General features: G+C 71.0%; 13 protein-coding genes. 10 read left to right on the top strand and 3 right to left on the bottom strand.

The window, feature by feature from the left end; translation table 11 throughout:
- From ACRDSQ_RS24115 to ACRDSQ_RS24080, 8 genes are all read left to right on the top strand, one after another.
- Nucleotides 1-946 (top strand): MFS transporter (locus ACRDSQ_RS24115; protein WP_431424226.1); only part of this gene is annotated, 946 nt, incomplete at its 5' end.
- A gap of 278 nt (nucleotides 947-1,224) precedes the next feature.
- The gene (locus ACRDSQ_RS24110; protein WP_431424225.1) at nucleotides 1,225-2,760 is read left to right on the top strand and encodes a fatty acyl-AMP ligase; all 1,536 of its coding nucleotides are present in this window, start codon (nucleotides 1,225-1,227) and stop codon (nucleotides 2,758-2,760) included.
- Nucleotides 2,757-9,011 (top strand): SDR family NAD(P)-dependent oxidoreductase, encoded by a 6,255-nt coding sequence (locus tag ACRDSQ_RS24105; protein ID WP_431424224.1) that lies wholly within the window; start codon nucleotides 2,757-2,759, stop codon nucleotides 9,009-9,011. Before ACRDSQ_RS24110 ends, ACRDSQ_RS24105 begins: the two co-directional genes overlap by 4 nt.
- Nucleotides 8,999-10,534 carry an acyl-CoA carboxylase subunit beta gene (locus ACRDSQ_RS24100; protein ID WP_431424222.1) on the top strand — a complete coding sequence of 512 codons (1,536 nt, stop codon included), beginning with the start codon at nucleotides 8,999-9,001 and terminating at the stop codon, nucleotides 10,532-10,534. The genes ACRDSQ_RS24105 and ACRDSQ_RS24100 overlap by 13 nt, the downstream gene beginning before the upstream one ends.
- Before the next feature lie 29 nt (nucleotides 10,535-10,563).
- Nucleotides 10,564-11,577 (top strand): alpha/beta hydrolase, encoded by a 1,014-nt coding sequence (locus ACRDSQ_RS24095; RefSeq protein ID WP_431424220.1) that lies wholly within the window; start codon nucleotides 10,564-10,566, stop codon nucleotides 11,575-11,577.
- 415 nt (nucleotides 11,578-11,992) lie between these two features.
- Nucleotides 11,993-12,895, top strand: a complete 903-nt coding sequence (locus tag ACRDSQ_RS24090; protein ID WP_431424219.1) for a helix-turn-helix domain-containing protein — start codon at nucleotides 11,993-11,995, stop codon at nucleotides 12,893-12,895.
- Nucleotides 12,896-13,221: 326 nt separating this feature from the next.
- On the top strand, nucleotides 13,222-14,064 hold the full coding sequence (locus ACRDSQ_RS24085; protein WP_431424217.1) for an SAM-dependent methyltransferase: 843 nt from the start codon (nucleotides 13,222-13,224) through the stop codon (nucleotides 14,062-14,064).
- Nucleotides 14,065-14,251: 187 nt separating this feature from the next.
- On the top strand, nucleotides 14,252-15,016 hold the full coding sequence (locus ACRDSQ_RS24080) for a hypothetical protein (RefSeq protein ID WP_431424216.1): 765 nt from the start codon (nucleotides 14,252-14,254) through the stop codon (nucleotides 15,014-15,016).
- 174 nt (nucleotides 15,017-15,190) lie between these two features.
- On the opposite strand, the gene ACRDSQ_RS24075 is transcribed toward ACRDSQ_RS24080, so the two are convergent.
- Complete coding sequence (locus ACRDSQ_RS24075) at nucleotides 15,191-15,943, bottom strand: EI24 domain-containing protein (RefSeq protein ID WP_431424214.1); 753 nt, start codon at nucleotides 15,941-15,943, stop codon at nucleotides 15,191-15,193.
- Nucleotides 15,944-16,006: 63 nt separating this feature from the next.
- Here ACRDSQ_RS24075 and ACRDSQ_RS24070 point away from each other — a divergent pair, with 63 nt between their 5' ends.
- Nucleotides 16,007-17,881, top strand: a complete 1,875-nt coding sequence (locus ACRDSQ_RS24070) for an ABC transporter ATP-binding protein (RefSeq protein ID WP_431424228.1) — start codon at nucleotides 16,007-16,009, stop codon at nucleotides 17,879-17,881.
- 98 nt (nucleotides 17,882-17,979) lie between these two features.
- Here ACRDSQ_RS24070 and ACRDSQ_RS24065 read toward each other — a convergent pair whose 3' ends face one another.
- Entirely contained in the window at nucleotides 17,980-18,696 is a 717-nt protein-coding gene (locus ACRDSQ_RS24065) for a S1 family peptidase (protein WP_431424213.1), read from the bottom strand.
- A gap of 269 nt (nucleotides 18,697-18,965) precedes the next feature.
- On the opposite strand from ACRDSQ_RS24065, the gene paaZ reads away from it, so the two are divergent.
- Nucleotides 18,966-20,990 (top strand): phenylacetic acid degradation bifunctional protein PaaZ, encoded by a 2,025-nt coding sequence (gene paaZ, locus ACRDSQ_RS24060; protein WP_431424212.1) that lies wholly within the window; start codon nucleotides 18,966-18,968, stop codon nucleotides 20,988-20,990.
- Between the two features lie 74 nt (nucleotides 20,991-21,064).
- Here the strand turns inward: paaZ and ACRDSQ_RS24055 are convergent, their stop codons facing one another.
- On the bottom strand, nucleotides 21,065-21,637 hold the full coding sequence (locus ACRDSQ_RS24055) for a snapalysin family zinc-dependent metalloprotease (protein ID WP_431424211.1): 573 nt from the start codon (nucleotides 21,635-21,637) through the stop codon (nucleotides 21,065-21,067).
- Between the last annotated feature and the right edge of the window lie 692 nt (nucleotides 21,638-22,329).

Below are 22,329 nucleotides of genomic sequence, written 5' to 3'. Positions count from 1 at the left end.
GGTGGCGCAGTACGCGCACTGGAGCTGGGTGTTCTGGGGTGCGCTGCCGGTCGTGGCCTGCTGTCTGGCGGTGTTGCCGCCCGCCGGTCCGACTCGGGCCCGCCGCACGGACGCGGTCGGTGCCGGGCTCGCCGCGCTGGCGATGCTCCTGGTCACCGCCGCCCTGCTCGACTTCGCCGAGGGCGGCTCGGCCGCGCCCGCCCTCACCATCGCCGCAGTGCTGGTCGCCGCCCTTTTCGCGTTCCGGGAACGCGCGAGCGCGGCCCCACTTCTGCCGCCCGCGTTGCTGCGACTTCCGGTCTTTCGGACCGCCCTCATCGTGCAGTTGCTGTGGGGGCTGGGTGTCACCGGCGTGTGTGTGGTGACGCCGCTGGCGCATCAGCGAATCCTCGGTCTCGGCCCGGCGGACGCGGCGTTGCCGCTGGTCGCGGTGGCGGTCGCGCTGATCGTGACGGCGCCGTGGGTGCCACGGGTGCTCGCCGCGGTCGGTCCGGGTGTCACGGTCGCGAGTGGCTTGGCCATGGTCGCGGCCGGGTTGGTCATGGTCGCGGCGGTCAACCACGTGCCGCTGGTGTGGCCGCGCCTGCCCGGCCTGGTCCTGGTCGGCATCGGCTCGGCGTTCACGGTCCCCCTCACGACGCTCGCGCTGGACGTGGCGGGCGACGACCAGACCGGGGCCGCGTCCGGGCTGCTCAGCTCGACCCGGGAGTTCGCGGGCGCGCTCGGGGTGGCCGCGGTGGCGGTCCTCATGGGCGGTCAGGCCGACGCTCTCGCGGCCGGGTACACCGACGCCCTCCGCGGTGCCGCGGTGCTGCAGCTGGCGGCGGCGGCGCTCGCGGTCCGACTTAGTCGAATTCACACGGTAAACCGGCGGAGTTCTCGGACCACTGATAAAAACGGTGACCGAATAATCGCTCGGTTGACCTCAAATGAGACGCGGGCTTAACTTGGCGCGGCGAGCATTTCTCCCGGCGGGGATCGAAAGTCGCCTCTTATCGCCTGGTGTCAAGTCGCCCCACGGGTGAGGACGGTGCAGATGAATTCCACTTCTTTCGGCGACGGTGCGACCACCGCCGAAGACCTCGCGGGCCTGCTCGCGGGGTGGGCGCGGCGGTGTCCCGACGCCCCGGCGGTGAGCCACCTCGATTACCGGGTGAACCCGCGCGGCGTCCTGTCGAAGTGGTCGTGGCGCGAACTCGACGACCGGGTCGACGCCGTGGCGTCGTGGCTGGGCGGCCGGGTCCGCCCGGGCGGGACCGTGGCAGTCCTGATCGGACAACACCGGACTACCACGCCGCGTTCCTCGGCGCCCTGCGCGCGGGCATGGTGGCCGTGCCGCTGTTCCCGCCCGGCCTGCCGGGTCACGGTGAGCGGCTCGCATCGGTGCTGCGCGACTGCGGTGCGAAAACGGTCCTGACCACTCAGGACACCGCCGTCGAGGTCGAGGACTTCCTGCGCACCCACGGTCTGGTGGTCGGCCAGATCGTCTCGGTCGACAAGCTGCCCGCGACCTTCGGCGCGGGCTTCGCGCCGATGCCGCCCGCCCCGGACTCGATCGCCTACCTGCAGTACACCTCGGGTTCCACCGGCGACCCGCGCGGGGTGATGATCACCCACGCCAACGTCGTCGCCAACGCGCGTCAAGCCTGCGCGGCCTACGGGGTGCGGCAGGACTCGGTGTCGGTGAGCTGGTTGCCGCTGTTCCACGACATGGGTCTCGTCCTGTCGATCGCCGCGCCGCTGACCAGCGGGATGCGCGCGGTCCTCATGGACCCCATGGCGTTCCTGGAGAAGCCGGAACGGTGGCTGCAGGCGCTCTCGGCCAACCCGGGCGCGATCACCGCCGCCCCGAGCTTCGCCTACGGCTACTGCGCCGCGCGGGTGTCCGACTGGGAGAAGGCGCGGCTGCGGCTCGACACCGTGCTGGCGCTCATCGACGGCAGCGAACCCGTGCAGGCGGGTGTGATCGAGCGGTTCTACGCCGCGTTCGCCGAGTGCGGGCTCAAGCCGGACGCGTACAGCCCGTCCTTCGGGCTCGCCGAGGCCACCGTGTTCGTCTCCGCGGGCCGCGGCGGGTTGATCCGCAGGCTCGACCGGGCCGAACTCGCCGCCGGACACGCGGTGGAGGTGCCCGCGAACCACCCCGACGCGATCCGGCTGGTCTCGTGTGGACAGTCCATCGGGCAGCGGGTGTTCGTCGTCGACCCGGACACCGGCATCCCGCGTCCCTCCGGTGTGGTCGGCGAGATCTGGGTGGCCGGCCCGAACGTCGGCCAGGGCTACTGGGGCAGGCCAGACGAGTCGCGGCGCACCTTCGGCAACACCGTGCCCGGCTACGAGGGGTCCTGGCTGGCCACCGGCGACTTGGGCGTGTGGTGCGACGGCGAGCTGTTCGTGACCGGCCGCATCAAGGACCTCATCGTCGTCGACGGCCGCAACCACTACCCGCAGGACGTGGAGCGCACCGCGGAGTCCGCGCACGGCGCGATCCGCCCACGCAACGTCGTGGCCTTCTCCGTGGCGGGCTCCGATGGGGAGAGCGCGGTCGTGCTGGCCGAGCGGGCCAAGGCGGTGAACGGCGTCGACCCGGACGAGGTCGCCGCAGCGGTTCGCGCCGCGGTCTCGCGCGCCCACGGCCTTGCCCTGCGTGAGGTTCGGCTGGTCGAGCCGGAGGCCTTGCCGCGCACCACCAGCGGCAAGATCTCCCGCAGCGCCTGCCGTACCCGCTACCTCGCCGACATTCTGACTGAGGCGGTATGAGCACCCGGGAGTTGGTGCGGTGGCTCGTGGGTCGGGTCGCCGACGCCACGGGAATCGCGTCCATCGATCCGGACCGGCCGCTGCAGGAGTACGGACTGTCCTCACGCGACACCGTGGCCTTGGTCGCTGAGCTCGGTGAGCGGGTCGGGCGGGTGCTGCCGGCCACCTTCGCCTACGAGCACCCGACCATCGCCGCCCTCGCCGCCGCAGCGACCGACGGCGTCGTCGCGGTGCTCGCGGCGCCGAGCATCGCGCCGGGTGAGCCGATCGCCGTGGTGGGCCTCGGCGTCAGGCTGCCAGGTGGTGTGGACTCGCCCGCCGAGTTCTGGGACCTGTTGGAAACCGGACGCGACGCCGTCGGCACCCGACCGCGGGGACGTTGGCCCGACGGTGCCGAGGACGTCCCGGCCGCCGGGGGCTACCTCGACGACGTGGCGGGGTTCGACGCGACGTTCTTCGGGATCAGCCCGCGTGAGGCCGCCGTCATGGACCCGCAGCAGCGGATCGTGCTGGAAGTGGCCTGGGCCGCGCTGGAGCACGCCGGGATCGCGCCCGGCATGCTGCGTGGCAGCCGCACGGGTGTCTACATGGGAGTGTCGGCGGCCGAGTACGGCACGATGACCATGGCCGACCACACCGCCGTCGACGCCTGGTCGGGCACCGGGGCCGCCGCGTCCATCGTGGCGAACCGTCTGTCGTACCTGCTCGACCTGCGCGGACCGAGCCTGGTGACCGACACAGCGTGCTCGTCGTCGCTGGTCGCGGTGCATCAGGCGGTCCAAGGGCTGCGCCACGGCGACGCCGACCTCGCCGTGGTCGGCGGCGTCAACGTGCTGCTCACCCCCGGGATCACCGCCACCTTCGAGCGGGCCGGGGTACTCGCGCCGGACGGTCGGTGCAAGGCGTTCGACGCCGCCGCCGACGGCATCGTCCGCGGCGAGGGCTGCGGTGTGGTCGTGCTACGCAGGCTCACCGACGCGCGCAAGGCGGGGGACCGGGTGCTCGCGGTGATCCGCGGCAGCGCCACCAACTCCGACGGCCGCTCCAACGGCCTGATGGCGCCGAGCCCGGCCGCGCAGCACGCGCTGCTCGCCCAAGCGTACCCGGCCGCCGAGGTCGATCCGTCCACTGTGGACTATGTGGAGGCGCACGGCACCGGCACCCTGCTCGGCGACCCGATCGAGGCCGCGGCGCTGGGCGCTGTCCTCGGCGCGGGCCGCGGCGAGGAGCGTCCGCTGCTGATCGGCTCGGTGAAGACGAACCTGGGCCACCTGGAGGGCGCGGCCGGAATCGTCGGCCTGATCAAGGTTGTGCTGTCGCTGGCGCACGGCCGGATCCCCCCGACGCTGCACTACCGCTCGCCCAACCCGCACATCGACTTCGACGCGCTGGGCCTGCGGGTGGCCGCGAGCGCGGGCGAGTGGCCGCGCTACAGCGGCCTGGCGACCGCCGGGGTATCGGCTTTCGGGTTCGGCGGCAGCAATGCCCACGTGGTCCTCGAGGAATGGCCCGCGGCGCCTGCCGGGGTTGTGGCCGAGAGCGTGCGGCCGGAAGTGTTCGCCTTGTCGGCGCCGACCGCGGAAGGAGTGCGGGCCCGCGCCGAGCGCTTGGCCGACTGGCTGGAGTCGCCCGCCGGGCAGAAGGTCGCGCCTGCTGACGTCGCCGGGACCCTTGCCGTGCGGCGTGACCATCTTCCGTCGCGCGCGGCCGTGGTCGCCGATGACCGCGCGGACCTGGTGGCCGGGTTGCGGGCGTTGCGTTCGCCGGTCACGGCTTCCTTCCAGGAACCGCCGGTGTTCGTGTTCTCCGGGTTCGGGTCGTCATGGCCGGGTATGGGCAAGGCGCTGCTCGCCGAACCCGCATTCGCCGCCGCCGTCGACCAGGCGGACCTGCTGTTCCGGGCCGAGGCGGGTTTCTCGCTGCGCGAAGCGCTCTGCGCCGACACCATCGGTGAGTTCGCCGTGGCCGCGCCCGCGCTGTTCGGCATGCAGGTGGCGCTGGCGGAACTCTGGCGGGCCAACGGGGTGGTGCCCGCGGCCGTGCTCGGCCACTCGGTGGGCGAGGTGGCCGCCGCGGTGGTCGCAGGCGCGCTGGATCTGGCCCAGGGGCTGCGGATCGTGGTCGCGCGCACGGCGCTGCTGGCCGGGATCAACGACTCCGGTGCGGGCGCGATGGCCGCGGTGGAACTGTCCGAGGCCGAGTTCACCGCCGTGGCCAACCGGTTCCCCGGGGTCGGGATCGCCGTGCACGCCTCGCCCGAACAGCTGACGGTTACCGGCGAGCCGGCCTCGGTCGCCGACCTTGTCGCCTATGTGGACGGTCTGGGCAGGCTGGCGAAGGCGCTGAAGGTCGGCGGCGCGGGCCACTCGGCCGCGGTCGACCCGTTTCTCGACGATCTCCGCGCCGGGCTCGACGGTTTCCGTCCCGGCGAGGCGCGGGTGCCCTGCTTCTCCGGCGTCGCCGACGAGCCGCCCGCGTTCGACGTCGACTACTGGGCCGCCAACCTGCGCAGACCGGTCCGCTTCACCCAGGCCGTCGCCGCCGCGCTCGCCGCGGGGCACCGGGCTTTCGTGGAGATCGCGCCGCATCCGATCGCGACCGCTGCCGTCGAGCAGACCGCCGCCGCTGCGGGGGTGCCCGTGCTCGCGGTGCCGAGCCTGCGCCGTGACACCGGGCCCGCCTGCTGGCTCGACGCGGCGGCGACCCTGCACGTCAACGGACACCCGAAGGTGCTGGCCGCTCGGTACCCGCGCCGGCCGGTGATCGACCTGCCCGGACCGGTCTGGCGGCACGAGCCGCACTGGGTGAGCGCCCGCCGCGCCCCTGACCATCGGCACCCGCTGCTCGGGGAACACGTCGAACTGCCCGACGACGGCAGGCACGTGTGGCAGGCCGACCTCGGCGCGGACCCGCTGCCCTGGCTCGCCGACCACCGCGCCTACGGCGTTGTCGTGCTGCCGGGGACCGCGTTCGTCGAGGTGGCGCTGTCCGCCGCCCGCCGGGCCCTCGGGTCCGACCGGGTGGCCGTCACCGACCTCGTGCTCGCCGAGTTCCTGGTGCCGGGGCCGGACACCAAGCTCACGACGGTCGTCGAGTCGGACGGCCGGATCACCATCTCGGCGCGCTCGGACGGCGGCTGGGTCACCCACGCCACGGCCACCGCCCGCCGCGACGAGACCCCGCTGACCCCGCTGCCGTCACCGCCCGCGGGCGAACCGACCGACGTCTACGCCGCCCTCGCCGCCGGCGGGCAGGAGTATGGGCCCGCATTCCTTGGGCTGACTGAGGTTGTCGCCTCGCCGGGACACGCGGTCGCGCGGGTTCGGCTGCCCGCGGAGGCAGGTGGGCACCGCGGGTTCGCGGTGCATCCGGCGCTGGCCGACGCCTGCCTGCAGACGCTGGTGGCCGCCGCGCTCGGGCTGCCCGGGGTGCACGGCCGGTATGTGCCGACCGCGATCGGCGGCGTGCGGGTCGTCGGGGAGCCGGCGACCGGCGTCCGCTGTGTGGCCACCCTGCGCCCGGACGGCGGGACGCTGCTGGGCACCGTGCACCTGCTCGACGAGGCGGGCGGTGTCGTCGTCGAGCTGTCGGGCGTGCGCGCCTCCGCGCTCGGCAGCGCGCCGGGAACCTGGCCGGAACTGGCCATGGAACGGCGGTGGGACCCGGCTCCGCTGCCGGCGGTCGCCGTCCGACCCCGCTCGTGGGTGGTCGTCTCCGACGAGGACTCCCCGGCGCTTGCCGCCGGACTGGTCGACCGGGTGGTCACGGCCGACCCGTCGCTGGTCCCGTCCCTGCTCGACGGCCGCGCGGGGGTCGTGCTGATCGCCGACGCGGCAACGGACCCGGCGGCGGCCGAGCGACTGGTGCTGACCGCCGCGCGAACGGCGGCGAACGCGGGGGAGAGCAGGCTGTGGATTGTCATCAGCGGCGACGATCCCGGTGTCGCCTGTCTGCGTGGGCTGGTCCGGGTCCTGGCGTTCGAGCACCCGCGGCTGCGGGCGACGCTGCTCGATGTGGACAGTCCTGAGGCTGTCGCCGCGGAACTGAACGCCGACCGCGACGACGACGAAGTCCGCTGGCACGACGGCAAGCGGCTGCGGGCGCGGCTGGCCCGGGCCCAGGTCGAGACCGCCGAGAAACTCCCGGTGCGTGACGGCGCCTACCTGGTGACCGGCGGCCTCGGCGAACTGGGTGTCCAGGTCGCCCGGCTGCTCGGCGACGGGGGAGCGACCAGGATCGTGCTGTGCGGGCGCACCGCCCGCCCCGCGGCCTTGGCGGCGCTGCGGGGGGTGGACGTCGAGGTGTTCCTCGGCGACGTCGCCGCCCCCGGCTTCGCCGAACAAGCCGTCACCCACGCCACCCGGGACGGCCTGCCCCTGCGCGGAGTCATCCACGCGGCGGGCGTCCTCGACGACGGCCCCGCCGCCCACCTCACCGCCGAAAGCATCACCCGCGTCTGGCACCCCAAGGTCCACGGCGCCCAACGCCTCCACGAGGCGACCCGGCACCTGCCGCTCGATTGGTGGGTCGCCTTCTCGTCCCTGGCGGCCCTGGTCGGCTCACCCGGTCAGGCCGCCTACGCCACCGCCAACGCCTGGCTGGACGCCCTGGCAGCCCAGCGCCGAGCCGAGGGCCTCCCCGCGGTCACCATCAACTGGGGCGCCTGGACCGCCACCTCCGGCGAAGGCGAGTCGAGTCGTGGTGGGGTTCGTGCGGCGGCTTCGCTTGCCGAACTTGAAACCTCGCAAGGGCTTGCGGCGCTCGCTGGCTTGGTGACACATGATCGGTCCGAGATCGGTGTGGCCCGGCTCGACACCGCGCGAACGCTTGCGTTGTTCCCTGACCTCGCCCGCCGTCCCTTCCTCTCCGGGCTCGTCGGCGCGGTTCCCACCGTCGTGGAACCCAATGGCTGGGCCGGAATCGCCGCCCTTCGCGAGCGGCCGGACCCCCGGGCCGTCCTGCAGGACCACCTCGCCGCCGTCCTGGCCGCCCTGATCGGCGCCACACCGGACACAGTGGACCGTTCGGCCCCGCTCACCGGCCTCGGCCTCGATTCCCTCATGGCGATGCGTCTGCGGGCCGCGATGCAGCGTGACCTTGGCACCACCCCACCGGTCTCGCTGCTGTTGCGGGGCGCCGGCCTGGCCGCGATCACCGACCACCTCGGCGACGAGTTGAAACTCCCCGCGTCCGGCGCGGTCACCGTGCCCGTGATCATCGGCCCCCGCGACCCCAGCGAACGCTGGCTGGCCCTGGCCTGGGCCGACGCGCTCGGCGGCGACCCCGGCGGCGTGCACCGGGAACTCACCGACGAGGACGCCCAGCGGCGCGTGTACGAGGCGATCGGCAACCGGATCGCCGAGCCGCCACCGCCGGAGGTCCTGTTCAAGCGCCCGACCATCGCCGCGATGGCCGACCTGCTGCGCGCCGACCTCGAAGGCGCCACCGACGGCGTGGTCAACGTCTTGCGCGCCGAAGGTGACGGCAGGCCGCTACACCTGTTCCACCCGGCGGGCGGCCCGACCAGCGTCTACCGCCCGCTCGTCGCCGAACTCCGTCCCGGCTTCCCCGTCCATGGCTACGAGAGGATCGACGACGAGTCCACAGTGGAGGGCAAAGCTGTCCGCTATGTCGAGCTCCTCAAGCAGAACCAACCCCAAGGCCCGTACCGGCTCGGCGGCTGGTCGTTCGGCGGCTGCCTGGCCTACGAGATCGCCCACCTGCTGACCGAGGTCGGCGAGACCGTCGAACAGGTCGTCCTCATCGACACGATCCTGCCCAAGGTCGGCGGCGACCACGACCGGCTGCTGCTCGACCGTTTCGCCCGGTTCGCCGAGCACGTCGAGTCCACCTACGGGGTCGCCCTCGACCTGCCCGACGACCTGGACAGCCTCGACGAGGACGCCCAGATCGGCGTCGTCATGCGCAGGCTCGCCGCGGTCCCCGGCATCGGCGAGGCCGTCCTGCACCACCAGTACACGTCCTATGTGGACGCACGGGTGGCCGAGCGTTACCGCCCGCGCCCTTACGGCGGGCCCGTGCTCCTGTTGCGCGCCACCGACCCCCACCCCCTGACCACCACCCTCGACCCGCGCTACCTGCGCGAGGACGAAGCCCTCGGCTGGGACGAGCTGTGCTCCGACCTGCGCGTGGTCCGGGTCCCCGGCGACCACCTCAGCATGATCGACCCGCCGGGCGTGACCACGCTCGCCGCCGCGTTGGCCGAGACGGAGGCGCCATGGCCGACCTGACCAGGGAGCTCATCGACGACCTGCTGCTGCGCCGCGAGGAAGCCGTCCGCCTCGCCGAGAAACGCGCCGCCGAACGCCAACACCCCAAGGGAAAGCTCACCGCACGCGAGCGGATCGCCCTGCTGGCCGACCCCGGCTCGTTCGTCGAGATCGACGAGTTCGCCCGGCACGGCTCCGGCCCCCACGGCGACGGCCTCGTCATCGGGCACGCCACCGTCGACGGCCGCCGGATCTGTGTGCACGCCCAGGACTTCAGCGTCTTCGGCGGCAGCCTCGGCGAGGCGTCCGGGGCGAAGGTGAACAAGCTCATGGACTTCGCCATCCGCACCGGAGTGCCGGTCGTCGGCATCAACGACGGCGGCGGCGCCCGCATCCAGGAAGGTGTCACGTCGCTCGCCCGGTACGCCGAGCTGGCCGTGCGGCACACCAACGCGTCCGGCGTGATCCCGCAGATCTCCCTGATCCTCGGCCCCTGCGCGGGCGGCGCGGTGTACGCGCCCGCGCTGACCGACTTCACCGTCGTCGTCGACAAGCTCTCCCAGATGGTCGTCACCGGCCCCGACGTCCTGCGCGCCGCGACCGGCGAGGAGATCACGCTGGACGACCTCGGCGGCGCCCGCGTCAACGCGACCGTCTCCGGCAACGCGCACTACCTGGCCACCGACGAGCCCGACGCCATCGACTGGGTCAAGACCCTGCTCGGCTACCTGCCCGCCAACAACCGCGACACCGCACCGGACTACGACGACGACACCGCCCCCGAGCTGACCGCGTCGGACCTCGAACTCAACCGGATCGTGCCCGACGGGGTGAACCAGGGCTACGACATGACCGACGTCCTCACCCGCGTGGTCGACGACGGCGACCTGCTGCAGGTGCACACCGGCTTCGCGCCCAACATGATCTGCGCGTTCGCCCGGGTCGGCGGCCGCTCGGTCGGAGTCGTGGCCAACCAGCCGCGCTTCGGCGCGGGCGCGATCGACATCGACGCCTCGGAGAAGGCGGCGCGGTTCGTCCGCTTCTGCGACGCGTTCAACCTGCCGCTGCTGACCTTCGCCGACGTCCCCGGCTACCTCCCCGGCCTCGACCAGGAACGCGGCGGGATCATCCGCCGCGGCGCGAAGCTGATCTACGCCTACGCCGAGGCGACCGTCCCGAAGGTGACCGTGGTGGTGCGCAAGGCCTACGGCGGCGGCTACGCCGTCATGGGCTCCAAGCACCTGGGCGCCGACGTGAACCTGGCCTGGCCCACCGCGCGGATCGCCGTCGTCGGCCCGGAAGGCACGGTGCAGGTGCTGCACCGGCGCGAACTGGCCGCGCTGTCCGGTGCCGAGCGCGCCGCACGGGAACGCGAACTGGTCGCCCAGCACCAGGACAGCCCGTACCCGGCGGCCGAACGCGGGTACGTCGACAGCGTCATCGAACCCGCCCGCACCCGCCTCGCCGTGACCGCGGCGCTGCGTGCCCTGCGCGGCAAGACCACGTCCGTCCCCGCCCGCAAACACGGAAACATCCCCCTCTAGCAGCAGTGGCAACGAAAGAGGTCCGGCCGATGTTACGCAGATCCAAGTGGGTAGCCGCGGTGTGCGCCGCCGTGGTCGCGGCGGCCGTGGTGGTGGCGCTGCCCAACGGGCCCGCCGAGGCCCAGCCGGTGTCGCGCGCGCGGACCACCGCAGTCGCCGATGACGGCGCCCGCGTCGCCGAGGAGATCCGGGTCGACGAGCGCACCCTCGACCTGCGGATCACCTCGCCCGCCCTGGGCACGTCAGGCTGGGTGCGACTGCTGCTGCCGCGCGGCTGGGACACCCAGACCCGCACGTGGCCGGTGCTCTACCTGCTGCACGGCGCCGGTGAGGTCGAGGACTACAAGTCGTGGACGGCCTTCACCGACGCCGCCGCGTTCACCGCTGACAAGGACGTCCTGATGGTGCTGCCCAGCGACGGCAAGGCGGGCATGTACTCGGCGTGGTGGAACTTCGGCGGTTCGAACAAGCCGGACTGGGAGACCTTCCACGTCACCGAGATCCGCCAGCTGCTCGAACGCGGCTACGCCGCGGGCACCGTGCGCGCGGTCGCCGGGCTGTCCATCGGCGGCTACGGCGCGATGGCCTACGCGTTCCGCCACCCCGGCATGTTCAAGGCCGCCGCCAGCTACAGCGGCGTGCTGAACACGACCATCTACGGCATCCCGAACTTCATCCAGATGATCCTCATGCGGGAGGGCCTGAACTTCTACAGCCTGTGGGGCAACGAGTTCATGCAGCGCTCCATCTGGACGGCCCACAACCCGTACGACAACGTCGAGAAGCTGCGTGGCACCAGGCTCTACGTGTCCTCGGGCGACGGCGGCACCGGACCGCTGGACCCACCCGGCAACAGCCCCGACGTTATGATCGAGCCGCTCGCGAAGCTGTCGTCGAGCACCTTCACCGACCGCCTGAAGCGGGCGGGCATCCCGGTGACGACCAACTTCTACGGCGGCGGCAGCCACATCTGGCCCTACTGGCAGCGGGAGTTCAAAGCCTCGTGGCCGGTCCTGGCCGCCAGCCTCGGCCTGCCCGCCTAGCCTTCGCTTTCCGGCTTTTCCACCGTCTCGGAGTCCCTTTCGTCCGCCACGACATCGGAGAACGCGTCCATCCACACCATCAGGCGCCTCGCTGTCCCGTCGGTCCCGTCGCCCTTCACTGCCTAGACCGGCCGAACCCCCACAAGGTTGCTGTGTGGCCTCTGGAAAGTGGGTACCGCGGCGGGCTCGGGACGCCCTCAGCAAGCCCGCCGCGGTCGATCAGGGTGCGGTTCGTGACGCCGACCACACTTATCGGTCAATACTGTCCGGTAACCATCGGGCTCGCAAGACGCTCCCGACATGCTGTTGTTGCCGGTTATTTCCCGGTGTGGACGCCGCCAAGGCGGTCAGAGCGCCTGGGACACGGTGTCGCACGCACTTTCCTCAGCCGGTCGCACGAACTACCGTTCGTCGGGTGACGGACGAGCCAGTCCCCGCCAGACCGTTCGCCGAGGCGCTCCGGTCGGCGATCCATGCGGGCGGACTGACCCTCGACCGGCTGGCCGAGCGGCTGCGCGAGCGCGGCACCCCGGTGAGCCTGGCGACCCTGAGCTACTGGCAGTCCGGTCGCAGCCAGCCCGAACGCCCCCAGTCGCTGGCCGCGCTGGCCAATGTCGAACGCCTGCTCGGCCTGCCCGCGGGCGAACTCGGCAAGCTCCTGGAATCGCCCAAACCACGCGGCCGCACCGTCCACCGCCTGCCCGAGCCGATCGACAGCGCCGCGCCGTGGTCTGACCCCGAGGGCTTCGACCGGATGGTCGTCGGCGTCGACATCAGCCAGGACAACCAGCTCACCCGGCTCAGCGTGCACGACCTGATCGTCGTGGGCCCCGACCGCGCCAAACACGTCCAGCGCACGCGCCAGGTCCTGCGCGCCGAACAGGACGGCGTCGACCGGCTGGTCATCGTGGCGTGGGGGGAGAGCCCGGACGAGCCGCTGCCCGAACTCGTCCCGGTCCGCAACTGCTCCATCGGCCGGATCAGCCGCGACGAGCGCACCGGGCAGGTCGCCACCGAACTGCTCTTCGGGCACACCCTCGCCAAGCGCGAGACCGTGCTCATCGAGCACGAGATCCGCTGCCCCGAGCCGCTGTCGCAGGCCTACGACCACGAACGGGTGAGCAGGCTGCCGGTCCGCGACTACCTGATCGAGGTGCGGTTCGACCCGGCCGCGCTGCCCGCGCACGTCGTGCGGTTCTCCGACGTCGACGGCAAGGAGCGGGTCAAGGCGCTGACCCTCGACTCGACGCACACCGCGCACGCGCTGGCCATGGACCTCGAACCGGGCCGCTACGGCATCCGCTGGTCCTGGCGCTGAACACCCATTGGGGTGACGTCGGACAGGGAGGCGTCACCTGCCCCGGACGGGCTCGTTGGACCTGCCAGTGGATCTCACCCGAGTGGATCTTGGGATCACGCGTGCGTGATCGTCTGCGTCCGACCGGGGCGGAGTTCTCCACGAGTGCCCGGGACAGGCGTCGAGGCTGGTCACGCTCGGTGACGAATCGGGTGTCGGCGGCGCTTTCCGGGGGAGCGGGGACAGCCTTCGGACGACGACAAACGGCTGATCCGGATACCCAGCGATCACGCCATGTCCTACTGTGTATACGTTCTGTTGTTCAGGTCACTTCGGGGAGCCGCCAGATGCCCTCAGCCGACCGGTCGTCGTGGGACACCGTCCCGCGGCTCACACCGCTCGACTTCGAACGGCCGAACATGGCCAGGCTCACCGACGCCCTGCTTGGCGGCCGTGACCATTACGCGTCCGACCGGGCCGTGATGGACCAGCTCCTGCGGGTTGCCCCGGGAGCCCGCCAACTCGCCCGTGACCACCGCGACTGGATCATCCGGGTGCTGCGGCTGCTGGTCGGCGAGCGCAAGATCGACCAGTTCGTCGACCTCGGCTCGGGCATGCCCACGGTGGACAACACCCACCAGGTCGTCCAGCGGTACAACCCCGAGGCCAGGGTCATCTACGTCGACAACGACCCGGTTGTCCAGGCGCACGGCCGGGCCATCCTGGAGGAGAACGACCGCACGCACGTCGCGGGCTGCGACTTCACCGAGTTGGAGAAGGCGCTCGAGCACCCCGACCTGCGGCCGCACCTCGATCTCACCCGCCCGGTCGCGCTGATGATGTGCTCGGTCGTGCACCACATCCATGACCACGCGCACGCCGCCGAGGTCGTCCAGGCGTGGATGAAGGTGGTCCCGTCGGGGTCCTACCTGATGCTCAGCCACCAGTACGACCCCGCCGACCAGTCCGAGGCCAGCGCTCTGGTGCGCACCCTGGAGAAGATGTTCGCAGGCACGCCGATCAGCACCACGCCCCGCACCCGCGAACAGATCCAGGCGTTTTTCCAAGGCCTCGAATACGTGCCCCCCGGCCTGACGCACCCCCACGACTGGTGGCCGTCGGGCCCGCGCCTGCTGCCATTGTCGGCGTTGAACTTCGCGATGCTCGGGGCGGTCGCGCGCAAGCCCTAGTGGGCGCGCGCACAACTAGACCACCGGAATTCTTGAGGTCGTGACAACGTTGCGACCCATTTCCCGGCCGTTCGCCCGGTCCGTTGTCGCCCCCATGACACGTGGGTAACGTACCGCCGAGTAGCCGCGCGCTGAATTGCCCGCGGGCAATTCACTTTCTCGAGTCTGGCAGGTGAGCAGCGCCCCCATGAAGCTACTTCGGTCGTTCGGTGTCGCACTCGGAGTAAGTGGCGTGGTCGGCGCGACCATGCTCGCCTCGGCCCCGCTGGAGAAGCCGGACGCGGGCTCCCAGCAGGCGGACGTGCGGGTAGTAGCGGCCATCCCACCTCCTAAGCCCGGGGACTTCAAGTCCGTGCTGCGGGTCGAGGGGATGACCAAGATCGCCAAGCTGGGTCAGGCGATGTCGATCGGTCGCGGGATGTTCAAGGCGCTGATCACGCCTGTCCCCGATGCGCCGAGCCCGCTCATCGGTGAGATGTTGATGCCACCCGCTCCGGGCTACTTCGTGGTCTTCCGGTTCATGCCGGTCACCAACAACACCTCCTTCGTCCAGGTCGGCGACGCGATCGGAACCATCGACATCGAGGATTTCGCCGCGGCCGAGACGAAGGTCAAGGTCAAGCTCAACCTGGTGATCAGCGAGGTCAAGCAGAACGGCGTGCCGCTCGACGTCGGTGCCAACTGCCGCACGGTCACCCCGGTCGATCTCAACCTGTCCGGGACGGTCAACCTGGGTCTTCCCAAGGTAACCCCGGACGGGCCCGTGGTTGACAAGGACCACCTCGCGGCCACGATCAACACGAGTTACGCGATCCCGGCGTTCACCGGATGCGGTGTGACCGAGAACCTCTCGCCGCTGATGACCGGCCTCGTGTCCGGTCCCGGCAATGATCTGATCATCAAGTTGTACAACATCTGCTTCGGCACCAAACAGTGCGACCCGTACTGGTAGTCGCCGCCGGACAGTGGTGATGGCGCAAACTGTCACTAGCGCTATGGCCAACCACCCACCGCCCGTCGGCGACGGCTACCGGGCGACGCTGTGGACGACCAGCTGACTCCGCTGAACTGACCTGAGGACCCGGTGTTCCGACGCGCGGCATGTCGGAACACCGGGTCGTCGTCATCAGCGAGAAGACCGCGCCGGCAACCGGTGCGCCAGGATCGTCCCCGCCGCCATCGCGGCCGGAAACACGACCACCGCCGCCAACGGAATCAGGCACACGAGATAGACCGGGACGCTGAACCCCAGTGTCATCGCCCGCCCGCTCTTCAACGTCGCCCGCCGGGTCTTCAGGTCCCGGCCGCGCCGGATGAACGGGATCGCCGTCAGTTCGACCGCGAGCAGCCACGCGCCGACCGCCACCGCGAGGACCGGCACCACCGTCTGCCCGATGACCGGGATGAACCCCATGGCGAACAGGAGAATCGCCCACACCAGCGCCCGCAGTACCAGCCGGACCGTGTCGCGCAGGCCGATCCACGCAGCCCGCGCCCAGCCGATCGTCTCCGCCTCGGGCACGCCGCCCAGGACGGTGTCCTCCACTTGCTCGGCGATGCTTTCATAGAACGGTCCGCCGATCGCCAGGGTCAGCCCGGCGAACAGCACCACCGACACCGCGACCGCGGCGACCACCGTGACCAGACCGGCCGCGATCCGCACCCCCTGCTGCCAGGTCTGCGCCCAGTGGTCGGCGAACGGCGTCGCCCAGGTGACGATCCCGCCCAGGTTGACCGCGAGCACCGTCAGCCCGGTGAACATCAACGCGCTGGTCAGCAGGACCGGCAGGGCCCCGCGCAGCAGCATCGAGCGGTTGCCCAGCACGATGCGGAATCCCTGAAGCAGAAGGCCGAACCCGGTCCCGAAGTCTTTGATCACGCGCGCAGTCTATGGCGGACTTGACCTCTAGATTACTTGAGGTCTTACCGTGATCGCGTGGACATGCAGATGACAGCGTTTACGTCGCTCTACAAGGCGATGAACGCCTCCGACGACCACCGCGGGATCTCCCGCGACACCGTGCGGCGGATCTTCGGCTTCGCCCGCCCGCACCGTGCGACGATCACCTGGTTCCTGGTGGTCAGCGTCGCGCTCTCGGCCATGGCGGTGGTGACCCCGGTGCTCGCGGGCCGAGTGGTCAACGCGATCGTCGGCAAGGCCGACAGCGGGGTGGTCCTCACGCTCGCCGGGATCATCGCGGTCGTCGCGATCCTGGAAGCAGGCCTGGGACTGGTATCGCGGTGGCTCTCGTCGAACGTCGGCGAAGGGCTGATCCTCGACCTGCGCACCCGGGTCTTCGACCACGTCCAGCGCCAGCCCGTCGCCTTCTTCACCCGCACCCGCACCGGCGCGCTGGTCAGCAGGCTCAACAACGACGTCATCGGCGCGCAGCGCGCGTTCAGCGACACGCTCTCCGGTGTGGTCGGCAACCTGGTGACGCTGGCCCTGACGCTCGTGGTGATGATCGGGATCTCCTGGCAGATCACCTTGCTCGCGCTCGTGCTGCTGCCGGTGTTCGTCATCCCCGCCCGCCGGATGGGCGCGCGCCTCGCGGGCCTGCAGCGCGCCGCGGCCGAACACAACGCCGCCATGAGCACTCAGATGACCGAGCGGTTCTCCGCGCCCGGCGCGACCCTGGTCAAGCTGTTCGGCAGGCCCGCCGAGGAGTCCCGTGAGTTCGCCGTCCGCGCGGGCCGCGTGCGCGACATCGGTGTGCGGACCGCGATGCTGCAGTGGGTCTTCTTCACCGCGCTCACCCTGGTCTCCGCGCTCGCCCTCGCCTTGGTCTACGGACTCGGCGGCGTCCTCGCCATCAGCGGCTCACTCGACCCCGGCGCCGTCGTCGCGCTCGCTCTGCTGCTCACCCGGCTCTACGCGCCCCTGACCGCGCTCGCGGGCGCGCGCGTAGAGGTGATGACCGCGCTGGTGAGCTTCGAGCGGGTCTTCGAGATCCTCGACCTCACACCCCTCATCTCCGACCGCCCCGACGCACGCGAGGTGCCGGACGGCCCGGTCTCGGTGGAGTTCGACAAGGTCACCTTCTCCTACCCGGCGGCGGACAAGGTCTCCCTCGCCTCGCTCGAAGAGGTCGCCACGCTGGACAACCGCGGCGGGGTTGAGGTGCTGCACGAGGTGTCGTTCCGGGCCGAACCCGGTCAGCTCATCGCGCTCGTCGGTTCCTCCGGCGCGGGCAAGTCGACCATCGCCCAGCTCACGCCCCGGCTCTACGACGTCGACTCCGGCGCCATCCGGCTCTCCGGGGTCGACGTGCGCGACCTGAGCGCCGACTCGATCCGGGCCACCCTCGGCATGGTCACCCAGGACGGCCACCTGTTCCACGAGTCCATCCGCTCCAACCTGCTGCTGGCTCGCCCGGAGGCGACCGAGGACGAACTGTGGGACGCGCTGCTGCGGTCACGGCTCGACAAGCTGGTGCGGTCGCTGCCCGACGGGCTGGACACGGTGGTGGGGGAGCGCGGCTACCGGCTCTCCGGCGGCGAACGTCAGCGGCTCACCATCGCCCGGCTGCTGCTGGCACAGCAGCGGGTGGTCATCCTCGACGAGGCCACCGCGCACCTGGACTCGACCTCCGAGGCCGACGTCCAGGAAGCCCTCGGCGAGGCGCTGGAGGGACGGACGGCCATCGTCATCGCGCACCGCCTCTCGACCGTGCGCGCGGCGGACCTGATCCTGGTGATCGAGGACGGCCGGGTGGTGCAGCGCGGCACCCACGAGGGCCTGCTCGCCGCGGGTGGCCGCTACGAGGAGCTGTACCGCACCCAGTTCGACGAGCGAACGGCTCCCGCCGCCGCCTGAGCGCGCTGCGCCATCCGGTTGTACGAGGACGGTTCGGCCGCGGTGAAGGTTCACCATCAGAGCGGCCGAACCCGCGCGCCCGGAGGGCGCGCCATGTTTCAGACGCCCGCGACGCTGCGGATCCAGCTGCGGTATGAGGTCACGTTTGTGTAGTTGGTGACCGACTGCCGGTCACTCGTCGACGCCACGCCGACCTGCTTGCCGGAGGCGAACATCGGGCCGCCCGAGTCGCCACCCGCTGTGATGCCGTCGATGCGGGTCGCGCGAACCGCCACGCCGCCGTAGTAGTCACGCGCGTTGACCGAGCTGACGCGCACGTTGGCGTACTTCAGGTAGCGCGACTGGCAGTTGATCTCCGGCTGGTTGGTGCAGGTCGCGCCCCAGCCGTAGACCTGCACGGTCTGGCCGACCGACACGTCGCTGGAGGTGCCCAGCGGTGCGTAGGTCGCCGAGACGCCGCGGTCGAGGCGGGCGATCGCCAGGTCCGAACCGGAGTGCCGGGTGATCGAGACCGCGTTGGCCATGGTGCCGCCGCTGGTCTGGTCCAGGCTGCCGATCCGGAAGGAGATCGCCCCACTGGCGACGCAGTGCTTCGCGGTGAGCACGTACTGCGGGGCGATGATCGTCGCCGAGCAGGCCTGCCTGCCGTTGGCGAACAGCCGCGCGGCCCACGGGGCGTTGCTCGCCGTGTTGCCGTCGATGATCATCGGGCTGACGGTCGGCTCCGGTTCGGGAGCCGCGACCGCGGACGGAGCGGCGCCGAGCAGGGCCATCGCCGCGCCCGCCACGGTCAGCAGAATCTTCGTCTTGAACATGCGAGGTTTCTCGATTCGTTTGCAGGGAGAATCGGGAACCCGATCGGGTGACGATCGGGGCGAGCGGCAGCCCATGTCGTCCGGGGGTTGACCTGGGCGGATCTCTGTCAGCGACAGGTTGATCACCGTTCGATGGTTACTTTTTCACTCGATCGTGGACACGACAAGTCTCTCTTTTTCCCACCGCGTTCCCACCGCGCGCGACGCATTAGCATCGGGATCGCGGGCAGGCGACGAAGCCGCCCGCCGGACTCAGGAGGTCGAACTCGATGGCGCTTCTGCGCAGCTACGTCTCAGGCCGGTGGCACACCGCCGCCTCGGACGGAGCACCCCTGCACGACGCGGTGACCGGTGAGGAGATCGCCAGGATCTCCTCCGATGGCGTCGACATGGCCGCCGCGCTCGACTACGGCAGGCGCACCGGCGGCCCCGCCCTGCGGGAACTGACCTTCCACCAGCGCGCCGCGCTGCTCAAGGTGCTGGCCTCACACTTGTCGGAGCACAAGGACGAGCTCTACGCGCTCTCCGCCAAGACCGGCGCCACCAGCCGCGACTCCCTGGTCGACGTCGACGGCGGCATCGGTGTCCTGTTCGCCTACAGCGGCAAGGGCCGCCGCGAACTGCCCAACGCCAAGGTCTACGTCGAGGGCCCGGTCGAGCCGCTGAGCAAGGGCGGCACCTTCGTCGGGCAGCACATCGCCGCGCCGCTGCGCGGGGTCGCGGTGCAGATCAACGCGTTCAACTTCCCCGTGTGGGGTCCGCTGGAGAAGTTCGCCCCCGCGTTCGTCGCGGGCGTGCCCAGCCTGATCAAGCCCGGTAGCCAGACCGCGTACCTCACCGAGAAGCTCGTCGAGCTGATCGTGAACTCCGGCATCATCCCGGAGGGCAGCGTCCAGCTCGTCTGCGGCAGCGCGGGCGACCTGCTCGACCACGTCACCGCGCAGGACCTCGTGTCCTTCACCGGCTCGGCCTCCACCGCGCTGCGCCTGCGCACCCATGACGCCGTCGTCCGCAACTCCGTGCGGTTCAACGCCGAGGCCGACTCGCTCAACTGCAGCATCCTCGGCCCCGACGCCACGCCCGGCACCACCGAGTTCGACCTGTTCGTCAAGCAGCTCGTCGCCGAGATGACGACCAAGGCGGGACAGAAGTGCACCGCCATCCGGCGCGCGTTCGTCCCCGCCGCGCTGCTCGACGACGTCGCCCAGGCGACCGCCGAGCGCCTCGCCAAGGTCACCATCGGCAACCCGGCCAACCCCGATGTGCGGATGGGCGCCCTCGCGGGCCTCGAACAGCGCGAAGAGGTCCGCCGCTCCCTCAAGGCCCTCCTCGACGCGGGCGACATCGTCTACGGCGACCTGGAGAAGGTCGACGTCGTCGACGCCGACGCCGAACGCGGCGCCTTCCTGTCCCCGGTCCTGCTGCGCGCGGACGCCGACCGCGCCGAGCCGCACGAGGTCGAGGCCTTCGGCCCGGTCAGCACCCTGATGCCGTACACATCGACCGACCACGTGGTCGACCTGGCGGCCCGCGGCCGCGGCAGCCTGGTGGGCTCCATCGTCACCGCCGACGCCGACTTCGCCCGCGAGGTCGCCCACGGCGTCGCACCCTGGCACGGCCGCCTGCTGGTCCTCGACGCCGAGGACGCCAAGGAGTCCACCGGACACGGCTCCCCGCTGCCCGGCCTCATCCACGGCGGCCCCGGCCGCGCGGGTGGCGGCGAGGAGATGGGCGGCATCCGCGGCGTCCTGCACCACCTGCAGCGCACGGCCATCCAGGGCAGCCCCCGGATGCTCGCCGAGATCACCGGCCAGTGGGTCGCGGGCGCGCCTCGGCGCACCGAGGACGTCCACCCGTTCCGCAAGTCCCTCGCGGACCTCCGCGTCGGCGACTCGGTCGTGGCGGGCCCGAGGACGGTCACCCAGGCCGACATCGACCACTTCTCCGAGTTCACCGGCGACACCTTCTACGCACACACCGACCCGGTGGCGGCGGCCGCGAACGAGTTCTTCGGCGGCATCGTCGCCCACGGCTACCTCATCGTCTCGTTCGCCGCGGGCCTGTTCGTCTCCCCGGAGCCCGGCCCGGTCCTGGCCAACTACGGCCTGGAGAACCTCAGGTTCCTCACCCCGGTCTTCCCGGGTGACGAGCTCACGGTGACGCTGACCGCCAAGCAGATCACCCCGCGGGAGAACGCCGAGTACGGCGAGGTCCGCTGGGACGCCGACGTGACCAAGCAGGGCGGCGAGTCGGTCGCCAAGTACGACGTCCTCACCCTGGTCGCCAAGCAGTAGGCACGACAGACAGACAACAGGGGCGGTGTCCAGGTGAACTGGACACCGCCCCTGTCACGTTCCGGGGAGACCGCCTATGCGGCGTCCACCAGGATGACCTCCCGCGCGGGGGCCTGGGTCACCGCCGTCGCGTAGTTCCGCTGCACCTGCGAGGCCTCGGTCGTGCTCGGCTTCGCGTTGGTGCACGACGTGGGCGCGGAACTCCCGGACATCAGGTCCGAGCACAGCCCGGTCCGCCGGTCCGGCAGCCCGAGGATGTGCCCGAACTCGTGCGCGGCGATCCGGATCGCGTTGTAGCCCTGTTGGGTCGCCTGACGACCCATCCACACCGTCCCGCTCCCGCCGGGGCGAACCGGCCCCAGCGTGGCTCGGGGCCAGTTGTTGTCCGCGATGACGCGGACGTTGGCGCGGGTGCCGACCGCGGCCTTCACGATGCGGACATTGGTGACCGACTGGTTCCAGATGGCGACGCCCGCGGCGACCGCCTCCTTGAACTCGGCGGCGGCGCTGTCGTCGTAGGTGATGGTGACCGCCGCCAAGGGAGCTGCCGTGGCGATGGGCGCGGCGGTGGCGGGCGCGGCGCCCAGGACCACCGCGGCTCCGACCGCGGCGTTGGCCGCGACCAGGGCGAGTGTTCGTCGGAACATGCAGGGACTCCTCTGAGTATTGGCCCGCCGGGTGGGCGGACCGAGGCCTGGACCGGGTGCGCAGGGCCGGTCGGCCGCAGGGACGGCGGCGAGATCGATCGCCGCCGCTTTCCAACCTAGGAGCGTCTCCACCAGCCGCAATACGGCTAACGGGTGGCGCCTGGTCGCGGTGAGTACCCGGGCATTGGGCCAACTCAGTCGGAAAGTGACCGCGATCACAAACACTTCATTCACGGAGTTGCCGTGGAGTCCATAGTGGACACAACGGGCGCGCGGAGGGTCGATGATCAGCGGGAACGTGCCCCGACGGCCGATCCGACGGGGGAGCGGCGGCTCTCGCGCCGCCGCTCGGCGGTCGGTCCGGCCCGTTCTGTGGATCCGTTGCGGCACAAGGGAAACACGGTTGACGGAACACCGGGCGACGGCCTATGTGACCCCCGATTTGATCCCCCGTTAGGCGCCGTGTAACTTTATCCAAGTCAGCGCGGAACGGGCCGGACAAACCGGAACGAGCGAGGGCCAACAAAGCCTCTAGAAGAAGCCCCGATAGACTGTGGCCGAATCAGATGTGCGTGTGTTGTTTGAGAACTCAACAGTGTGCCGATTTAAGCCAGTAGAGCTTAAATATAGAACCCCTTAGTGGGTTCCTTTGAGATGAATTGATGCCAGTTTTGGTGTCTGTTTGTCAGGTT

It is taken from the genome of Actinokineospora sp. (assembly GCF_050699995.1).
In the GTDB taxonomy this organism is placed as follows: Bacteria; Actinomycetota; Actinomycetes; order Mycobacteriales; family Pseudonocardiaceae; genus Actinokineospora.
This window is presented reverse-complemented; position numbering and strand designations above follow the sequence as displayed.